Origin of the sequence: Dolichospermum sp. UHCC 0259, from assembly GCF_009711935.1 — a bacterium.
GTDB lineage: Bacteria > Cyanobacteriota > Cyanobacteriia > Cyanobacteriales > Nostocaceae > Dolichospermum.
On sequence record NZ_VIKX01000227.1, the window covers coordinates 17,338 to 36,194 of the forward strand.

Here is an 18,857-nt window from a genome sequence, read left to right on the forward strand (position 1 = left end):
GCACGCTCCGCGAACGTCAATGTTTTAAGAGCTTTTTAGACTTGCAACACTGTTTCAGGGACTTTAAAACTGTTTAATTGCAAATGACAGAGCAGGGAACTAGCTACGCATTCCAGGGTGTCGTGACTCAAAAAACGTAGTCAGTTAAGACTTAGACTGGTCAGTACAGCTTGCAATTTCTTACAAGCTCAGTCCCTTTAGGGCTGAGTTACTGACCTCAAGTTCACAAATCTCGTTAATACTCACCATTTAACACCAAAAATCAAAATTTGGATCTTGATTTTGTTTAATTACTGAAGTTTTGACTAAGCCATAAAAAATGACTCAGCAGGTCTGAGTCAATCAGAGACTTAGGGTGACACTTTTTTCCTGGTCGCCAACCAGGAGACTTTCCTACTTACTGGGTATCCTTATGAATTAAATAAAGTACAAAAGTAGGGTGTGTAAAGCCCTTGTGGGCATGGCTTCGCTTAGAGCGACAGCGTAACGCACCATTCCAGGTTAAATCAGAATTGCAGATTATTAAATTTACGTTCCTAAATTGGTGTTACCCAATATTTAATTCCTTGGACAATTTTTTGTTGTAATCCAAATTTGGGTAAGTCATCTTCATTCCAGCCTAAATAAGTCCAATGGGGAAGATCACTAAGTACAGTTTGAAACCAGCCATTTTCATTTAAAGCTTGTCTTTGGGCTGATGTTGATACTTGTAAATCAATTGCTAATCCCCATAGATGTTGTGATGTGCCGGGGGGGGCAACTAAACCGAGAATTTTTGTTTCTTCTCCGGTTTTTACTCGCGTCAAGGTTTCGCTATTTGCATATTTGTTCCAAAATCTTAAATTGGTGGCAAAATTGCGAAGACAATCGCCAGCGTACCCTGATTTTAAAGGAATATTTGCTAAACTTTTGGCTTGATTTAAAGCTTCAGCGGCGGTTTTTTGTAAATAACATTCTTGTGTGTCATTGACTAAAGCTATACTGATTGTATCCTGAAAAGATTGGGTTTCTGATTCGTTATCTAAAATTACTTTTTGTGGTAAGTTAATTCCTGGCTTTTGATTAATAAATACTGTCCCATAAGCACGCAGTAAAATATATTCAAAGGTATCAATTTGGGGAATTGTGGGGATTTTTTGGGCGGTTACTGCTAAGAAACGTTGTTGATCATCTAATTGCTGATTGGGAATAAATTGTGTATTTACAGATGTTGTTGAGTTGTGACAAGGTACGTCGGAGTTAGTTACACAGTCTTGTGTGATTTGAGGTGTTTGTGCTGACTGATTTTGGGAAATTTTGTGAATAGAGACTAAGCTAACACTAACAAAAATAATTATAGTCACAAATGCTGCTATTTTCAGAACTAGTTTCATGAAAATATTACTTATCTTGAAAATTTCGATTTTATCATATCGTGAATTCTAGTCGTTTTTTTGTATTATTAGGTTAATTACTGTTGTGTTTAATCATTTTTATCAAAATAATGAATTTTAAAAACTCTCGCATCCAAACTTTAGTTATTTATGGAATACTAGGAGCGATCGCATTGGTGATGCTATTTCCGCTATTATGGCTAATCAGTACAGCTTTAAAATCACCAACGGAAAATATCTGGCAGTCACCACCGCAATTATTACCCAATCAACCAACATTAGAAAACTTTTCCAGAGTTTGGCAATCCTTACCTTTTGGAACTTATTTGTACAATAGTATACTAATATCAGTCTTAACAGTGGGCTTAAATTTGTTATTTTGTTCCTTAGCAGCTTACCCTTTGGCTAGACTATCATTTGTGGGCAGAAATGGGATTTTTATTGCTATTGTGTCCACAATTATGATTCCTTTCCAAATTGTCATGATTCCTTTGTATATTTTAACAGTGCAACTAGGATTGCGAAATAGTTACTTAGGGATAATTTTTCCGAGTTTAGCATCTGCTTTTGGTATATTTTTACTCCGGCAGGCTTTAATGAGTGTGCCAAAAGAAATTGAGGAAGCGGCTCGCTTAGATGGCAGTTCTGAGTTAGGATTATGGTGGTGCGTAATGCTACCTGCTATTCGCCCAGCATTAATTACTTTGGCTATTTTTGTCTTTATTGGTGCTTGGAGTGACTTTTTGTGGCCTTTAATTGTCATTCAGGATGAAAGTTTATATACTTTACCATTAGGGGTAGCTAAGTTAGCGGGAACATTTTCCTTAGATTGGCGGTTGGTAGCTGCTGGTTCAGTAATTTCTGTTACTCCAGTGTTAGTATTATTTTTGTTTTTACAGAAATATATTGTCCCTACGGATACGGGGAGTGGAGTTAAGGGCTAAAAATGCAGACAAAAAAAAGTTTCAATTTAGATTTAGAACAAATTATTATTCCTTATCCTATTACATTGACGGGTGATACCTGTGCTGTCAATGCAGTCAAATTAATGACTCAGGTAGACGATATTTCTGATATTACTGAGGATTTAAAATTAAAAAATTATCTTCAGTACGGGGAACAATCCTGTTGTGTTCTGGTTCTAGATCAGGAACATCTAGTAGGAATTTTTACAAAAAAGGATATCCTCAATTGTGTGGAAATGGGAATAAATTTGGAGCAAGTTACTTTAGCAGAGGTAATGAGGGAGCATCCAATTACATTAAAGAAATCAGAATTTACGAATATTAGTGTAGTTTTAAATTTGTTTCAGACATATAAAATACATCATGTAGTAGTAGTAAATGATGAAGGTGCTTTAGTAGGAATTATCACCCCAAATAGTATATTCAATACTTTTAACCCTCTGCAAATGTATGAAGAAAATAATCTTTTACGACAAAAGGTTAGTCAACTAGAAATTGAAAAAGCAGAAATTTTGCAAAAGCAAAGTAGTGAACTGGAAAACCAGGTTCATGAACGAACTACGGAACTAATAGAACAAATCAAAATAGATCACTTATTGGTGATGCTTTCACAGAAAATTCGTAACTCTTTTGATTTGGATGTAATTTTACAAACGGCTGTTTCGGAAATTCAAAACTATTTGCAAGTAGATCGGGTAATTATCTATGAATTTAACAGAGAATGGAGTGGTCGAGTTGTAGCTGAATCATTAAAAACAGAAGAAGCTTCCTTGTTGGGTGTTGTTTTGCATGATCCTTGTTTTGCACCTGATTGGGTTGAACATTATACAAATGGTCGGGTGCGAAAGATTCATGATATTTATGATTCTCAGTTGTCTCCTTGTCATATTCAATTACTAGCAGAAAATCATATTCGTGCCAATCTAGTTGTACCAATTGTTTATCAAAATCAATTATGGGGATTAATCGGCGCTCATCAAGCCTCTGAACCTCGGATATGGCAATCTTTAGAAGTTGAACTGCTAGAAAATTTATCTGTTCAATTAGCGATCGCTATTCAACAATCCCAACTCTATCAACAAGTTCAAAAAGAGTTAAAAGAACGGATTGCAGCACAATCAAAACTGAGAAGACTGAATAAAACATTGGAGCAACGAGTAATTGAACGGACTGAAGAGTTATATGAAAGTCAAGAATATTTACGTCAAATCACAGAAAATATTGATAGTGTTTTTTGGATAGAAAGTCTGGAAACAGGTCAAATTCTTTATGTTTCCCCAGCCTATCAGAAAATTTGGGGATATTCATGTCGAGAACTCTATCAATCACCCTATAAATGGCTAGATTCTATTCATCCAGAGGATTTACCTCAGATTATGGCAGCTTTATCCAAAAAAATTAATGGTGAATATAATGAACAATATCGGATCATTCGTAGCGATGGAGAAATTCGCTGGATTTATGATCGAGCTTTTCCCATCTGTGATCAAGAAGGTAATATTTACAGAATTGCGGGGATTGCGGAAGATATTACCCAACAAAAACAGATTGAAGAAACACTAAAATTACAAGAGCGAGCGATCGCCGCCAGTAATAATGGTATTATTATTGTTGATGCTAGACTATCTGAAAAAAAGACAATTTTTGTTAACACTGCTTTTGAAAAAATTACAGGCTATTCAGCACAGGAAGTAATTGGACGCAACTGCCGATTTCTCCAAGGTAATGATCAACAACAAACAGGGTTACAAACACTGCGTACAGCCATCCAAAATCAAACAAATTGTCTGGTTACTATCCGTAACTATCGTAAAGATGGTAGTCTATTTTGGAATGAACTGAGCATTTCTCCGATTTACGATGATCAAGGTAATCTTACTCATTTTATCGGCATTCAAAACGATGTAACGGCCCGTAAGTTGGCAGAAGAACAAATAAAATCTTCTTTACAAGAAAAAGAAATTTTACTCAAAGAAGTTCACCATCGCGTGAAAAATAATCTCTTAGTAGTATCGAGTCTTTTATATTGGCAAGCTGAATATCTTGCAGATCCGGTAGCCATTAAGATTTTTGAACAAAGCCAATATCGCATCCAATCAATGGCACTTATCCATGAAAAACTCTATCAATCTAAAAACCTAGCTGAAATTGATTTAAGTGAATATTTACAAACTGTTGCTCAACAATTAGAATCTTCATTGAACTTAGAGTCAAAAACAATAACCATTAACTTTGATCTGCAACCCATTTTCTTAAATATCGAAACAGTTACACCCTGTGGTTTAATTATCAATGAATTAATTTGTAATGCCTTTGAACACGCTTTTCCTAATCATGAAACTGGGCAAATTTGGATTAGAGTTAAAGAAAATGCCCAAAAGCAAGTTACTATAACCATTGAAGATAATGGTGTTGGGTTTCCCGCAGATTTAGATTTTCAAAATACAGAATCTTTAGGGTTACAATTAATTTGTTTATTAACTAAACAATTAGATGGAAAAATTACAGTTAGTTCCCACAATGGGACTGCATTTACTTTGACTTTTTCAGAATTACGTTATCGCCAGAGGATTGAAAATTATGACAAGCACTAAAATATTAATTGTTGAAGATGAACTTTTAATTGCCAATAATTTAGCCAGAAAATTGACCACTTTTGGATATAAAATTGTAGATATAGTTTCTTCAGGCGAAAAAGCTATTCAGATTGCTGGAGAAAAACAGCCTGACTTGATACTAATGGATATTGTTATTAAAGGTGAAATGGATGGTATAGAAGCGGCAGCCAAAATCTCTCAAAAATATGGTATTCCAGTTATTTATCTAACGGCTTATGCTGATAACGAGACTTTAAATAGAGCTAAAGCTACAACTCCTTTTGGTTATATTTTTAAACCATTTAAAGATAGAGAATTACAAGTAGCAATTGAAATAGCTTTGCAAAAGCACCAAACTGATTTAGAGCAACAAAGGGGATATCTAGCACAAGTTGAGAGCATTGAACAAAAACTCAGTCAAGTCCAAAAATTTGATCCTCTCACTCAGTTATTAAATCGTCATGGTTTACAGGAAGAATTTGATAAAATTGTGGATAAATTTATTAATAACCTGATTGAAACTACAGAACCATCATCAAATTATTTTCCTTATTTGCCTATTTTTTGTCTCAGTTTTGATCGGTTAGAGCGACTTTATCAAACTCTTGAACCAGCAGAAACCAACTTACTCATCATTAAATTAACAGAAAGGTTAAAATCAGTAATTGCCGATCAAGGGATTCTAGCTCGAACTAATAATAATGAGTTTGTCATTATTGCCGGAGCAATAGAATATCGTAACCAAGCGGTTGCTATAGCTCAATCCTTAATAGAAAGCACCACTGAGCCAATTTTAATTGATAACCGACAAATATTTGTTACTGCGAGTATCGGCACTGCATTTTACTATCATCCCTACCATTTAGAAACCTTATTACAACATTGTCGTCTGGTGATAGCCAAAGTGCAAAAATCAGGAGGTAACGCCTATGAATTTTATAACCCTAATCTAGAAGATCCAACTTCAAGCAAGCAACTATCTTGGGAGGCAGATTTACACCATGCACTCGCCAATAATCAGTTTCAATTATATTTTCAACCCATAGTTAATATCAAAACTGGTAAAATTGTCGCTGCTGAGGCTTTAATTCGCTGGTTACATCCTGAGTATGGAATTATTTCACCTACCGATTTTATTTTCATAGCGGAACAAAAAGGCTTGATGATTGAAATTGGTAAATGGGTGTTTAAAAATGTTTGCACATATCTGACAGAATGGAAAAATGCTGGACTATCATCAATAAAAATATCTGTTAATCTTTCTGATCGTCAGTTATCTCATCCCACACTATCTCAAGAATTTACAAAAATATTAATTGAGCAAAAAGTTAGTGCTAAATTAATTTCTATTGAAGTGACTGACAGCATTTTCAAAGAAGATGTAAATTTAGCAGTGCGCCGTCTTCGCTTACTCAAAGCCTTGGGATTTGAAATAACTATTGATAGTTTCGGTACTGATCAATCATCATTAAATCATTTGAGTAAATTTCCCTTTGATACGTTAAAAATGGATTGTTCACTTGTAAAAAATTTGAACTTAACCATGGCCAATCAAACCATTGCGGCTAGTATTATTGACATAGCACAAAAACTGAATATGCAGATTGTGGCTAAAGGGGTCGAAAGAAAACACGAATTACAATTTTTCTATGATCATCAATGTTACAATGTCCAGGGTAATATCTTTGGTCGCCCGATTCCGGCATCAGAATTTATATCTTTCGCCAATACTTTGGTAATTCCTAGCATTTAGAGGAGTCAGGAGTCAGGAGTCAGGAGTCAGGAGAAAGAAGAAGATAGAAGAAGAAAGATAGGAGGAGTTAAGAGTAAATGCAACCTGCGAGAACATTTGAAGATTTAATAGTTTGGCAAAAAGCACATCAATTTGTGTTAGGAGTATACCAACTAACTACGAAATTTCCCAAATCAGAAATATATGGACTTACTTCTCAGTTTAGACGTGCATCGGTTTCTATTCCTGCAAATGTAGCAGAAGGATTTAAGAAGAAAGGAGAGTTAGACAAAGTAAGATTTATGAATGTTGCACAAGCTTCTCTGGAAGAATGTAGATACTATCTTATTCTCACGAATGATTTAGGATATGGTGATACATCAGAATTAATGTTGAAACTCCAAGAAATCAGTAGATTATTAGATAGTTATGCAAAAGCTATTCTCAACAATTCTACCTCCTAACTCCTTCTTCCTTCTCCTTCTTCCTTCTTCTTCTTTCTACCTCCCGACTCCTGACTCCTGACTCCTTCTTTCCGACTCCTGACTCCTTCTCCCTAGCATTTAGAAAAATGACCAATTCTCCATTACAGTTATTAGTTTTAAGCAATGGTCATGGGGAAGATATGATTGCTGTGCGGATTATCCAGGCTTTACAACAATTATCTTCTCCACCGGATATTTTTGCTTTACCAATAGTGGGTGAAGGACGTGCTTATCAAAAAATAGATATTCCTATGATTGGTAAAGTGCGAACTATGCCTTCTGGTGGTTTTATCTATATGGATGGACGTGAATTAATGCGCGATGTGGGCGGTGGGTTGGTGCAGTTGACTCTTAATCAAATTCAATCTATCCGCCGTTGGGTAAGTTCACAAACTAAGTTAGGTAATCAAAAGGCTGTTTTGGCTGTGGGGGATATTGTTCCTTTGCTGTTTGCAGCGATGAGTGGTGCTGATTATGCTTTTGTGGGGACGGCTAAATCAGAATATTATGTGCGCGACGAAATGGGGTTGTTACCAAGAAAATCAAAGTCCGCGTGGTGGGAAAATTTTTCTGGTTCGATTTACCATCCTTGGGAAAGGTGGTTGATGAGTCGTGGTGGTTGTCGGGCTGTGTTTCCTAGAGATTCTCTGACTACGGAAATTCTCAAAAAATGGTCAATTCCCGCTGTGGATGCGGGGAATCCGATGATGGATGGGTTACAGACAAGTTTGACTGCACAACAGTTTTATCGTCCTGATGCTGAACTCGAAGAGGTGATTCGTCCTTTGATTGTGACTCTGTTGCCCGGTTCTCGTGCGCCGGAAGCTTACAATAATTGGGAGGTCATCATGATTGCTGTATCAGCGCTGATGGCTAGTTTACGACAACCAGATTCTTTGTTTGGGACGGCGGGAACGATGATTTTCTTAGGGGCGATCGCTCCCGGTTTAGATTGTAGTATTTTATCCCAAAGTTTACATATCCAAGGTTGGCGACGGTGTGATGAATCTCCAATACCTATTTCTGACCCTGATAGCTTGACTTTTCAACAAAAAAATGCTTATTTTATCTTGACTCAACAGGCTTATAATGATTGCTTGTATTGGGGTGATTTGGCGATCGCAATGGCTGGAACAGCAACGGAACAATTCATCGGTTTGGGAAAACCTGCGATCGCTATCCCTGGTAATGGTCCTCAATATAACCCCGGTTTTGCAGAAGCCCAAAGTCGGCTTTTAGGCATATCTCTCACCCTTGTCAATCAACCATCACAAGTTCTCCCAGCTATCCAATCTCTACTCAAAAATCCTGACATCCTCCATGCGATCGCTGAAAATGGCATTCAACGCATGGGACGCGCCGGTGCAGCACAACGGATTGCAGAATGTTTACAAGAAAGGGTAATTGGTCATTAGTCATTGGGCATTGGGCATTGGGCATTGGTTATTTTCTTCTTTCTTCTTTCTTCTGACTCCTGACTCCTGACTCCTGACTCCTGACTCCTGACTCCTGACTGGTCACTGAGCGAAGCCGAAGTGCTGACTCCTTCTTTCCTAAATCACCAAACCGGAACGTAAAGCCCGAACTGCTGCTTGAGTACGATCATCAGCACAGAGTTTATTTAAAATATTGCGAACATGAGTTTTGACTGTACCTACAGTAATATATAATTTCTCCGCGATTTGTCCATTGCTGCAACCAGCCACAATTAATGCTAAAATTTCCAACTCCCGTTGGGTGAGGGGGTAAGTTTCTAAAACCTGTTCATATTCTGTTTCTAGGGCTTCAATTTTCACCGTTTTCGGCTTATCCAAGGATTGATGATCACCGGGGACACCTTGACGCATTTTCCGTAATACTATATTGGCGATCGCCGGATCAATCCAAGAGTTACCATGAAAAGTTGCTTGTACAGCCTCAATAAATTTATTAACACTTGTGTCCTTCATATAATAAGAATCTGCCCCAGCAGCAAAGGCTGCCAAAACCACATTCTCCGAATTATTCATCGTCAAAATCAATATTTTGGTCTGCGATTGTCCTGTTTCCGTCTGATAACGCCTAAACTTGCGCGTCAGTTCAATCCCATCCATATCGGGTAAACCGATATCTATCACAGCCACATCCGGTTTAGTTGTTTCTAGAAGTTTTAGTCCCAGATTCGCACTAGCTGCCTCACCCACCACCTTAAAACCGCCATGCAACTGCAATTCGGTTTTGAGTCCCATGCGCGTTAAATCATGATCTTCAATTAATAGAATGCTAATATCACTCATTATTACACCCATGATTATCAGATTACTTCTGAAGTATTACCAATAGCAAAAAGTAGAAGAAAAAAACTGATTCAGTTATTTAAGAATTGTATCTAATTTATCCATTTCCCAGCATATATGATCTGTGAACCAATAAACATCTACCAATAGGAATAAGAAATAATTGATTTTTGAATTTCCGTAGCTGTAAAAATCTAGCTAAAGATATATAGATATTTCTGCCAAAACAAATGAGATTATTGAGACAAATCAGAAAAATTACAGTTATAGTATTATCACCAAATTGACAATGGATTTAACACAGCAGTTCCGTAAGGCCAAGGTCAAAGGTTCAAAGTTAAAAAGCTTAATATTAAAGCTTTTCAGCTATTTTGAATAATTATGCTGTTGACGCTGTTGTCATAAAATCTTCTTTGTAAGGTATATAGACAGCATATAATATAACTAACAGCAGAATCCGCTATCAGGCACTAAAAAACTTTTAATGCTAATAACTAATTTCAAGGCTTATGTATGAGCGTGATGCGAATAATTGTTTAGCCGACAATTATTACCAGTGTTTAAGTAAAAACATTTAAGCCAATGGTACATAATGTTTCCATGCAACTCTCACTAATGGGTGAGGACAGTTAATGAATTACTAATTTACAATGTTTTTAAGTAGATAAAGTATTTCTTTTACCTGGAAATAAATCTGCTCATTCACCAGAAAATCATGTTCATTATTTGTATAATCTAGAAAATGTAAAAACAGAAATGCTGAATATAAATCTGTATTTGACAGCCAAAAGAAAAACCGATGGAAGAGAAGCTGAAAATCTTAGTTGTAGACGATGATCAGACTGATAGCTCAATAGTAAGTCTAGCTCTGACCCAAACAGGTATTAGCATGGAAATTGATGAAGTCAAAGATGGGAATCATGCCTTGTTTGCCCTCATCAATGATCACTATGATTGCGTATTTCTTGACTATTACTTGCCAAATCAAGATAGTTTCACATTAATCCATAAATTCCAATCTTCAGGGATTAAAGTTCCATTAGTCATCCTCATGGATTCAGGAAGTGAAGAAATAGCTAGAGAGTTGATAAAATTAGGTGCTAGTGAGTATTTTATTAAGTCTAGATTATCACCAGAAACCATAGCTCAAATTTTACGCAGTGCCATTCGTATCCATCATGCTGAAGTACGGCTAGATTTAGCAAATCAACAGCTTAAAGAATGTCGTGAACAGCTAGTTCTACAGCAAAAAGAATTAACGGCACAACAGCAACATATTAAACAACAAAACTTTAAAATTTTAGCAATATCTAGCTTAAAATCACTATTTTTAGCCACCATATCCCACGAACTAAGAACTCCCATGAATGCAATTATTGGGTTTTCACAAATTCTATTAAGTCCCAAATTTGGTCAGTTGACAAATCAACAACTAGACATGGTAGAGAAAATTTTCAATAATGGCAAAAATTTACTGATCAAAATTAATGAACTTCTGGATTTTTCTCAACTAGAATCTGGAAAATTAGAACTAAAGCCAGAAATATTGGATTTATCAAAAGTTGTGAGTAATGCGGTTACAAAAATTCGTCCCTTAGCTGAAGCCAAAAATTTATCTTTGCTAGTTAAAATAGACCTAGAAAATACATTAGTATTTAATGATGCAGTTAGATTACAGCAAATTGTCATCAATTTACTTTCCAATGCTGTAAAATTTACGGAGTCTGGGACTATTTGGGTAGAAATCCGAGAAACAACTCAAAATCAAGTTATAATAACCGTGAAAGATACAGGAATTGGTATTGCTTCGCAAGATGTTCAAAATATTTTTGCAGCCTTTCACCAAATTGATCAGGGTATTGGCCGTAAATATTCGGGTACGGGGTTGGGTTTAGCTATTATTGATTCATTGGTAGACATCATGGGAGGAAAAATAGATATCGAAAGTCAGTTAGGGGTAGGTTCAATATTTAAAATAAAATTACCACGAAAAATAAATTTAGCACCGGATTTAGGTAATGTGGTTTTTAGTCCTCATCAAAATCCTTTTCATTCCGTATATTTTCCTCATAAAGCCTCCATTAATTATCCTCATTTAAAATTGTAGATTACCAAGAACTTAAATATGTCTAATTTGAAAAAAGCTAGAATTTTGTCCGTTGATGATGTCCCAGATAATCTGACTTTATTGCGAACAATCTTACAAATTGAAGGCTACGAAATTGATGCGGCGATGGATGGTAAAATGGCTCTAGAAAAAGTCAGACAATCACCACCAGATTTGATTATCTTAGATGTGATGATGCCAGGAATAAGTGGTTATGAAGTTACAGAACAGATTCGGAATAATTCAGAAATGAACTATATTCCGATTCTACTATTAACAGCCCATCCTGAATCCAGCGTAGTTGCAGGTTTAGATATTGGTGCTGATGATTTTCTGCGTAAACCCTTTGAGATCGAAGAATTATTAGCCAGAGTGCGATCGCTCTTAAGATTAAAGCACAGTATTGACGAACAACGAAAAATGACCCTACAGCGAGAAGACTTTGTTTCTCGTCTTACCCATGATTTACGTACTCCCCTAGTAGCTGCTAATCGAGTGCTGAATTTATTTCTGCAAGAAGTATTTGGACAAATTCCTTCAGAAATGAAACAACCCATTAGTATCATGATTCGCAGCAATCAAAATCTCCTGGCAATGGTGAATACATTACTAGAAGTTTACCGCTTTGAAGCTGGACAAAAAAATCTCTACTTTGAATCATGCAACTTAATCACAATTGCTACTGAAGTCATAAGTGAATTAAATTTCTTAGCACTGGAGAAAAACTTAACCGTAAAATTAGATACCCATGAATTAACTTCAACAGATAGTAATGGAGGCATAGTTAAAGGCGATCGCCTAGAATTAAGACGAGTATTTCATAACTTAATTGATAATGCCATCAAATTCACAGATACAGGCAGTGTAGAAATCCGCATTTTTGAAACATTATCCCCAGCTAATCATTGCAGCCGTACAATCATCATCGAAGTTCAAGACACAGGTTATGGCATCGCACCAGAAGATCAAGAAACTATTTTTGAGCGTTTTCGTCAAGGTAAAAACAAAAGATCAGGTAGCGGTTTAGGACTACATCTTTCCAGCCGCATTATTGAAGCACACGGAGGTAAAATAGAACTTTCCTCAGCAATCGGTAAAGGCAGCACATTCACAGTCAAACTACCTAAAATCACCGAATGATTATGAATGAATCCGTTGCACTTCTAAAACCGAGCATAGCTCAAATTTCCTACCTAGAAACCGATGGATAATTGCTGCTAATTCCTCAATCATATAAGGTTTAACGATGTAATCATCAAAACCAGCTTCAAGCATCCGTTTATTATATTCACCATCAGTTAAAACCGTCATAGCCACCACAGGAATATGACAAGTTAATGAATCTTGCTTAAGATATCGAATAAAATCTAGTCCATTCATCCCAGGTAAAAAAATATTCAATAAAATTAAATCAGGTTGATGTTCTTTAGCCATAAATACTGTTGTTGAACTTTCTTTTTGACAAATAGACTGACAACCAAGTAACTCAAGAGTATAACTCATCAGCAGTAAACTATCATCATGATTTTCTACCACTAAAATCAAAGGCTGTTGATGTTGTTGCCGTTTCTCATCACTCATGAATGAATGCGCTAGATACATCTCGTCTCCAGAGTCGTTAATAGGGAGTAGTCGTCTTTTTAGGCTAGGCATAATAGACTTACTCGCAAATTCTCATTGGTTATTTATCTCAACCAATGTCAACAGCAAATAAAAATCCAGCCTTAATACCTTTAGCAGATATATTTTGATTATATGCAAAATCGTCAATAAAATTATTTAGAAAAATCAATAAATTCATCACCCCCACTTCTCAAAAGAAATGGAGGTTATTGTTGTTTTGATTACAAGTATTCGGACTAATCACTACTATAACAGTATGCACTCTTTGTGAGATACAGTCAGTAAATTGCAAAGCCTGTAAAGGCGGGATTTCCACACCCTTCATTGTATTGTATCCGAACGATAACCGCCATAACAAAATATTAGACTTGGGATAGAAAAATCAAAACCCCAAATCTAATCAAGTCAAAACCACCTAATTTGAACCACTCAATAAATCCAAAATAGAGGCATAAATTAATTTTGGTCTATGTTAAATTAACCTTGAAAACCTTATGTTGTTCCGATTGCATTTTTGGCAGATTGAGATAAAGAATACCATCTTGATAATTTGCCACAAATTGAGTATTTTGTACCTTAGCAGGTAAAGGAATCAGCCTTGGAAATTTACCATAGTAAAATTAATTATTGATGTCAGTCTTCCCACTTCAAAAAGCCGAAAATCCGGTTTTAGCTGACTGCTGATAGCTGAATGCTTACATACTAAGTAACTCACAACTGAAACTACAACACTTCCCGGTGTTATGAAGTACAAGAACCCCAAACCAACCACTTAAACCGCTGTATCTCGATCATGATTGCTCAATCAGCCAAATAATCAGTACAATAGTTGACACAACTTATTTTCATGTAATATAGTATATTACATGAAATAGATGTCACAAAAAAATTGTGCATCATTGCCTGTTTCCGCAGAGAATAATTTGACTATGGATTTTGACTATTTCCGAACCAACGAAAGTAATAACACCAATAAGAACTTTCAACACCTGTTATCTAGCGGTTGGCGGCCATTTCACAGAGATTTTGATTGGGAATACTTCGGTAAAATTCTATTCCATGATACTCAAGAATTAACCCAGAAAAGTATTAATTTAGCCAGTTATTATGCTGATGCTTTAGCGAGAAAAGAATATGCTTGGTGGGCAAATATTTTAAATTTAGCTTCAGATTATACTCGTGGTGAATTCCAAAAATATTGGAATTATATTACACCAGATATGCTCACCCCAGAACATCGCCATAAAGACTTTTTAACAACCGAAACACCCCTAGTCCAATTTGTCAGCCGCAACAGTATTCCTATTGATTACGTCCTGAATCTTCTCCAAGAAATCACCGTTTTACGAGTTTTAAAACTATTAGAACGCCCTGATATTATCACCCAATATTACTCAGAGAGAGACTTTTATTTCCCCGTTGAAAAATTTGTGAACTGGGAAAGATTAGATGTGGTTAATACAGTTTATGCCTACTGGTCAGAACATGATATTTGGTTACAAATTGAAGCTTATGAAAGAGGCAGAAGAAATTATACTTTAATGGCAAAAAATATGCAGCCATTAATTAATAAAGCCACCTATGATCTAGCAGTCATGCTGAGTGGATATCAAAGTCGTGTTGGGAAAGTTCATAGTCAGTACCCATTACCAACATTTCCCCAAGATATTCAAGATTTTACCGACATAGTTCAACAAACAATTTTAGATCAAAATCAATTAGCCGTTGTAGTACATGGCGCACCAGGTACAGGGAAAACAGCATGGACACAAGGTGTTGCCAAAGAAATTCTTGTCCCTTTAGGATATGTAATTTTCATTTTAGATCATGATGCCATCACTAACTTTGTGCCGCCAACATATTTAGAAAAGATTTGTATTATCATCAACGAAGCTGATAATTTAGCTCAAGATCGAGCTTCAGAGGTAGCACAATATAACAACAAAACCGAGCATATTTTAGCCTTATTAGATGGGACATTATACCAAAGCGTAATTGATGAATCTGGTATTCAAATGCAACAGAAATTAGTAATACTCATGACTTGTAATACTACCGAAAGATTAGATCCAGCCATGTTACGGAAAGGGAGAGTAGACTTAATCTGTGAGTTTACCAAAAAATTTGTTTAATAGGCGATATATGGTGCGTTTTTTCACGCATCATTAAATATCTCTTGTCTAATTTTTAGTAATCATGAAATTAACATCCCCTTTAAAAATTACCAAAGGTGCAATTATTAGATTAAATTGTTTATTTTTAGCCATGTTAGTTTTTAGCATTTGGTTAAAACAATCTGGAGGAATGGAAAATAGTCAATTACTAGAAACTCTTTATCGTCAAGGAAATTATATAGAATCGGGATTATGGGGACTATTTGCTATTGGGTTTTTAGTTTATAGCTATAAAAGTCATACATTAGTTGCAAAAAGAAAAAATCAAATTGTAGCCTTTATTTTTCTTGTTTTTGGAATTTCTGATATTATCGAAGTACAAACTGGCGCATGGTGGAAACCTTGGTGGTTATTTTTATGGAAAGCTAGTTGTGTTATTGGTTTTATGATTTGTTTTTGGGACTTTTGGCAAAATAATATTCAACAAAATCAAGAAGAAAATGAATAAGCAAAAACAACTAGCGCAACAACCAGTAACGCGGTTATTTTCTCATCTGAAATTTGATAATCATAAATTTCAACATCAACCCGGTAGTGTTTTGGGAAATACAGCTTTAATTGTCGGAACTACCATTGGTGCAGGGATTATTGGATTACCTGCTGTAACTTTACCATCTGGGATTATACCATCCACAATCCTACTGATTACTGTATGGCTGTATACTTTAATTTCCGGTTTATTAATTGCCGAATTGACTTTAAACGTAATGAGATTTGAAGGTATTTCTCATATAGGTTTATTAGCAATCATAGCCAAGATTCTCGGTAAACCAGGAGCGAGAATTGCCGGAATTGCCTATGTATTTAACCATTATGCCCTGTTAGTGGCATATATGACTGAAGGTGGCAAAATTTTAACAACCACAGTTGATAAAGTTTGGGAATTAGAACATATTTCACCTCAGTGGGTAGGAACAGTCAGTTTTTTTCTCGTTTTTGGTAGCCTCATGTATTGGGGTAAAGATAGATTAGTGGAAAAAATAAATGGCATATTTATTATTATTTTATTAATTACTTTTTTTGGTTTATTAATATTAGGAGGAATGCAATTCCAAAACTCTCAACTTCTAGTACAAAATTGGCAATCTATCGGTAATGCTATTGCTATTATATATGTAGCAATGTTCTTTCACAGCATCATTCCATTGGTTGTAACTCAACTCGAAGGAGACATTCCTAAAATTCGACAATCTATGATTATTGGTTCAGTAATTCCCTTATTCATGTTTTTAGCTTGGAATGCGGTTATTTTAGGCTGCATGACTCCAGATATTTTATCCCATAATGTCGCAAATGAGAGCGTATTTGATCCACTGCAAATTCTGCGAACCGGTCAATCAGGAGAATGGTTTGCTGTCTTATTATCAATTTTTTCTGAATTTGCAATTGTCACATCATTTATAGGTATTACCTATGGTTTAGCAGATTTTTTTCAAGATATTTCCATCATTACCAAAAGTGAAATTTCCCGTTTACCGCTCTATTCCTTAGTGTTGCTTCCACCTCTGAGTTTAGGAACATTTAATCCTACTATCTTTTTCCAGGCTTTAGAATACACAGGAGCATTTAGTGTTTCTATTCTCGGAGGAATTATGCCAGCATTAATGAGTTGGAAACAAAGTCAAACACCAGAATTTGCTAGTGGTAACTATCAAACCCTAGTTCCTGGGGGAAAAATAACATTAATATTTATTATGGTTGGGGCATTATTTTTAATATGTAGACAAATTTTGGTAATATATCAATTTTAACAATTGTGAATAAAACCTCCCTTGTCGGGTAATGACAAGAGAGGATTTGGAGCTAAAGTCCGGTAGGGTAATCGGGCTATTTAATATTTAATATTTATTCTGGTTTAATCCAGTCCCCCCTAAGATATATAAATTGATGATTATCATTTAAAATTGGTATCATTTACGAATTTGCCTAAAAAAATTCCTTGTTTGCTTGTATTGATGATTATCATTTAAAATTGGTATCATTTACGAATTTGCCTAAAAAAATTCCTTGTTTGCTTGTATCGTAATTAGGTCAAAAAAAGGTAAAAATAAAGAAATTGTTATTCAGATAACCAATGCCGTTTATCAGTGCAACCGTTCCCATATTAGCCACAGCCACAGAAACCACAGACAGTTCTATGGTATTAGCCGCTGTGCTACTGAGTTTAGTCGTAATTTACTTTGCCAGCAAAGTTGGTGGAGAATTATGTAACAAAGTGGGCTTACCATCAGTTTTAGGTGAACTTCTCGGTGGTGTAGTTATCGGTGTCTCTGTACTCCATCTGTTAGTATTTCCAGAAGGTGGTACAGACGCTTCTAATTCCTTAATCATGACTTTCTTGCAACTCACCGCTGGGTTGACTCCAGAAGCCACACCCCAGGTATTTGCAGCGCAGTCCGAGGTGGTTTCAGTTTTATCAGAATTGGGTGTAATTATCCTCCTGTTTGAAATTGGCTTAGAATCCAACCTCAAAGACCTCATGGCTGTTGGTGTTCAAGCCTTCGTGGTGGCTACAGTTGGGGTAATAGTCCCCTTTGCAGCGGGTACAGTGGGATTAATGACCATATTTGGGATTAGTGCTATTCCCGCGATTTTCGCCGGTGCAGCTTTGACAGCAACCAGTATTGGAATTACGTCCAAAGTGCTTTCCGAATTAGGACAGTTGAACTCCAAAGAAGGGCAAATTATTCTCGGTGCAGCGGTTATTGATGATGTTTTGGGAATTATCGTCCTGGCGGTAGTTGCCAGTTTAGCCAAAGATGGTGTAGTGGATGTTGGTAACGTCATTTATCTAATCATTAGTGCGAGCGCTTTTCTAATTGGGGCGATAGTTTTTGGTAATGTCTTTAATAAAGCATTTGTAGCGATCGCAGATCAACTTAAAACCAGAGGTGAATTAGTCATCCCCGCCTTCATTTTTGCCATAATCATGGCTTACCTCGCCTCAGCCATCCATTTAGAAGCCATTCTTGGAGCTTTTGCCGCCGGGTTAGTTCTCGAAGAAACCGACAAACGCAAAGAACTTCAAAAGCAAGTTATCCCTATAGCTGATATGTTAGTTCCCGTTTTCTTCGTCACAGTCGGTGCAAAAACTGATTTAGGAGTTTTAAACCCAGCCCTTCCCACCAATCGAGAAGCCTTAATCATGGCAACTTTCCTGATAACAGTCGCTATCATCGGTAAAGTAGTGACAGGCTTAACAGTATTTGGTCAACCGGGCATTAACCGCTTGGCTATTGGTGTGGGGATGATTCCCAGAGGTGAAGTCGGCTTAGTATTTGCTGGTGTCGGTGCAGCTAGTGGCGTTCTTTCCAAACCATTAGGAGCAGCAATTATTATGATGGTTATTATTACCACATTCATCGCTCCTCCCCTGTTGAGATTTGTATTTCCAGAATCAAATACCGCCACAAATTTAGACAACAACTCTGGCACAACATTAGCAGTAGAAACACCACAATCTGTCATTACCACAAAAGACGATTAGTAATTTGAATGTCACCACAAATTCTTTTGTAAATCTCA

The 18,857-nt window shown here is 36.2% G+C and carries 15 protein-coding genes and 1 pseudogene; 11 read left to right on the forward strand and 5 right to left on the reverse strand.

The annotated features are described in order from the left end of the window. Nucleotides 1–536 precede the first annotated feature (536 nt). Nucleotides 537–1,373: a D-alanyl-D-alanine carboxypeptidase family protein gene (locus FJR05_RS19195; protein WP_168645608.1), complete on the reverse strand. Its 837-nt coding sequence runs from the start codon at nucleotides 1,371–1,373 to the stop codon at nucleotides 537–539. A gap of 110 nt (nucleotides 1,374–1,483) precedes the next feature. On the opposite strand from FJR05_RS19195, the gene FJR05_RS19200 reads away from it, so the two are divergent. The 4 genes from FJR05_RS19200 (at nucleotide 1,484) to FJR05_RS19215 (ending at nucleotide 7,131) form a co-directional block, all read left to right on the forward strand. Beyond that, a complete protein-coding gene (locus FJR05_RS19200) occupies nucleotides 1,484–2,317 on the forward strand; it encodes a carbohydrate ABC transporter permease (RefSeq protein ID WP_168645609.1) in 834 nt (277 codons plus the stop codon). A 2-nt stretch (nucleotides 2,318–2,319) separates the two neighbouring features. Then, entirely contained in the window at nucleotides 2,320–4,932 is a 2,613-nt protein-coding gene (locus FJR05_RS19205; RefSeq protein WP_168645610.1) for a PAS domain S-box protein, read from the forward strand. After that, on the forward strand, nucleotides 4,919–6,688 hold the full coding sequence (locus tag FJR05_RS19210; protein WP_168645611.1) for an EAL domain-containing protein: 1,770 nt from the start codon (nucleotides 4,919–4,921) through the stop codon (nucleotides 6,686–6,688). The genes FJR05_RS19205 and FJR05_RS19210 overlap by 14 nt, the downstream gene beginning before the upstream one ends. Before the next feature lie 77 nt (nucleotides 6,689–6,765). Then, a complete protein-coding gene (locus FJR05_RS19215) occupies nucleotides 6,766–7,131 on the forward strand; it encodes a four helix bundle protein (protein ID WP_168645612.1) in 366 nt (121 codons plus the stop codon). On the opposite strand, the gene FJR05_RS27700 is transcribed toward FJR05_RS19215, so the two are convergent. Then, nucleotides 7,121–7,246 carry a hypothetical protein gene (locus FJR05_RS27700; RefSeq protein ID WP_256376202.1) on the reverse strand — a complete coding sequence of 42 codons (126 nt, stop codon included), beginning with the start codon at nucleotides 7,244–7,246 and terminating at the stop codon, nucleotides 7,121–7,123. The genes FJR05_RS19215 and FJR05_RS27700 overlap by 11 nt on opposite strands. Here FJR05_RS27700 and FJR05_RS19220 point away from each other — a divergent pair. Further along, a complete protein-coding gene (locus tag FJR05_RS19220) occupies nucleotides 7,239–8,567 on the forward strand; it encodes a lipid-A-disaccharide synthase-related protein (RefSeq protein ID WP_168645613.1) in 1,329 nt (442 codons plus the stop codon). The two genes, FJR05_RS27700 and FJR05_RS19220, sit on opposite strands and share 8 nt — an antisense overlap. A 138-nt stretch (nucleotides 8,568–8,705) precedes the next feature. Here the strand turns inward: FJR05_RS19220 and FJR05_RS19225 are convergent, their stop codons facing one another. Beyond that, complete coding sequence (locus FJR05_RS19225; protein ID WP_168645614.1) at nucleotides 8,706–9,428, reverse strand: response regulator transcription factor; 723 nt, start codon at nucleotides 9,426–9,428, stop codon at nucleotides 8,706–8,708. Nucleotides 9,429–10,227: 799 nt separating this feature from the next. Between FJR05_RS19225 and FJR05_RS19230 the strand changes: the two genes are divergently transcribed. Further along, nucleotides 10,228–11,535 (forward strand): ATP-binding protein, encoded by a 1,308-nt coding sequence (locus FJR05_RS19230; protein WP_168645615.1) that lies wholly within the window; start codon nucleotides 10,228–10,230, stop codon nucleotides 11,533–11,535. Between the two features lie 18 nt (nucleotides 11,536–11,553). Continuing rightward, nucleotides 11,554–12,675: a hybrid sensor histidine kinase/response regulator gene (locus tag FJR05_RS19235; RefSeq protein WP_168645616.1), complete on the forward strand. Its 1,122-nt coding sequence runs from the start codon at nucleotides 11,554–11,556 to the stop codon at nucleotides 12,673–12,675. Here the strand turns inward: FJR05_RS19235 and FJR05_RS19240 are convergent, their stop codons facing one another. Beyond that, nucleotides 12,676–13,137, reverse strand: coding sequence for a two-component system response regulator (locus FJR05_RS19240; RefSeq protein ID WP_168645634.1), 462 nt, complete (start codon nucleotides 13,135–13,137; stop codon nucleotides 12,676–12,678). A gap of 488 nt (nucleotides 13,138–13,625) precedes the next feature. Continuing rightward, nucleotides 13,626–13,760, reverse strand: a pseudogene (locus FJR05_RS19245) (Hsp20 family protein); the annotation flags it as partial. Nucleotides 13,761–14,087: 327 nt separating this feature from the next. Here FJR05_RS19245 and FJR05_RS19250 point away from each other — a divergent pair. The 4 genes from FJR05_RS19250 to FJR05_RS19265 all read left to right on the forward strand — a co-directional run bounded on the left by FJR05_RS19250 (nucleotide 14,088) and on the right by FJR05_RS19265 (nucleotide 18,819). After that, nucleotides 14,088–15,290 carry an AAA family ATPase gene (locus FJR05_RS19250; RefSeq protein WP_168645635.1) on the forward strand — a complete coding sequence of 401 codons (1,203 nt, stop codon included), beginning with the start codon at nucleotides 14,088–14,090 and terminating at the stop codon, nucleotides 15,288–15,290. 64 nt (nucleotides 15,291–15,354) lie between these two features. Continuing rightward, the gene (locus FJR05_RS19255) at nucleotides 15,355–15,780 is read left to right on the forward strand and encodes a hypothetical protein (RefSeq protein ID WP_168645617.1); all 426 of its coding nucleotides are present in this window, start codon (nucleotides 15,355–15,357) and stop codon (nucleotides 15,778–15,780) included. Beyond that, the gene (locus FJR05_RS19260) at nucleotides 15,773–17,083 is read left to right on the forward strand and encodes an amino acid permease (RefSeq protein WP_174783780.1); all 1,311 of its coding nucleotides are present in this window, start codon (nucleotides 15,773–15,775) and stop codon (nucleotides 17,081–17,083) included. Before FJR05_RS19255 ends, FJR05_RS19260 begins: the two co-directional genes overlap by 8 nt. Nucleotides 17,084–17,406: 323 nt before the next feature. Next, nucleotides 17,407–18,819, forward strand: coding sequence for a cation:proton antiporter (locus tag FJR05_RS19265; protein ID WP_168645618.1), 1,413 nt, complete (start codon nucleotides 17,407–17,409; stop codon nucleotides 18,817–18,819). Nucleotides 18,820–18,857 lie beyond the last annotated feature (38 nt).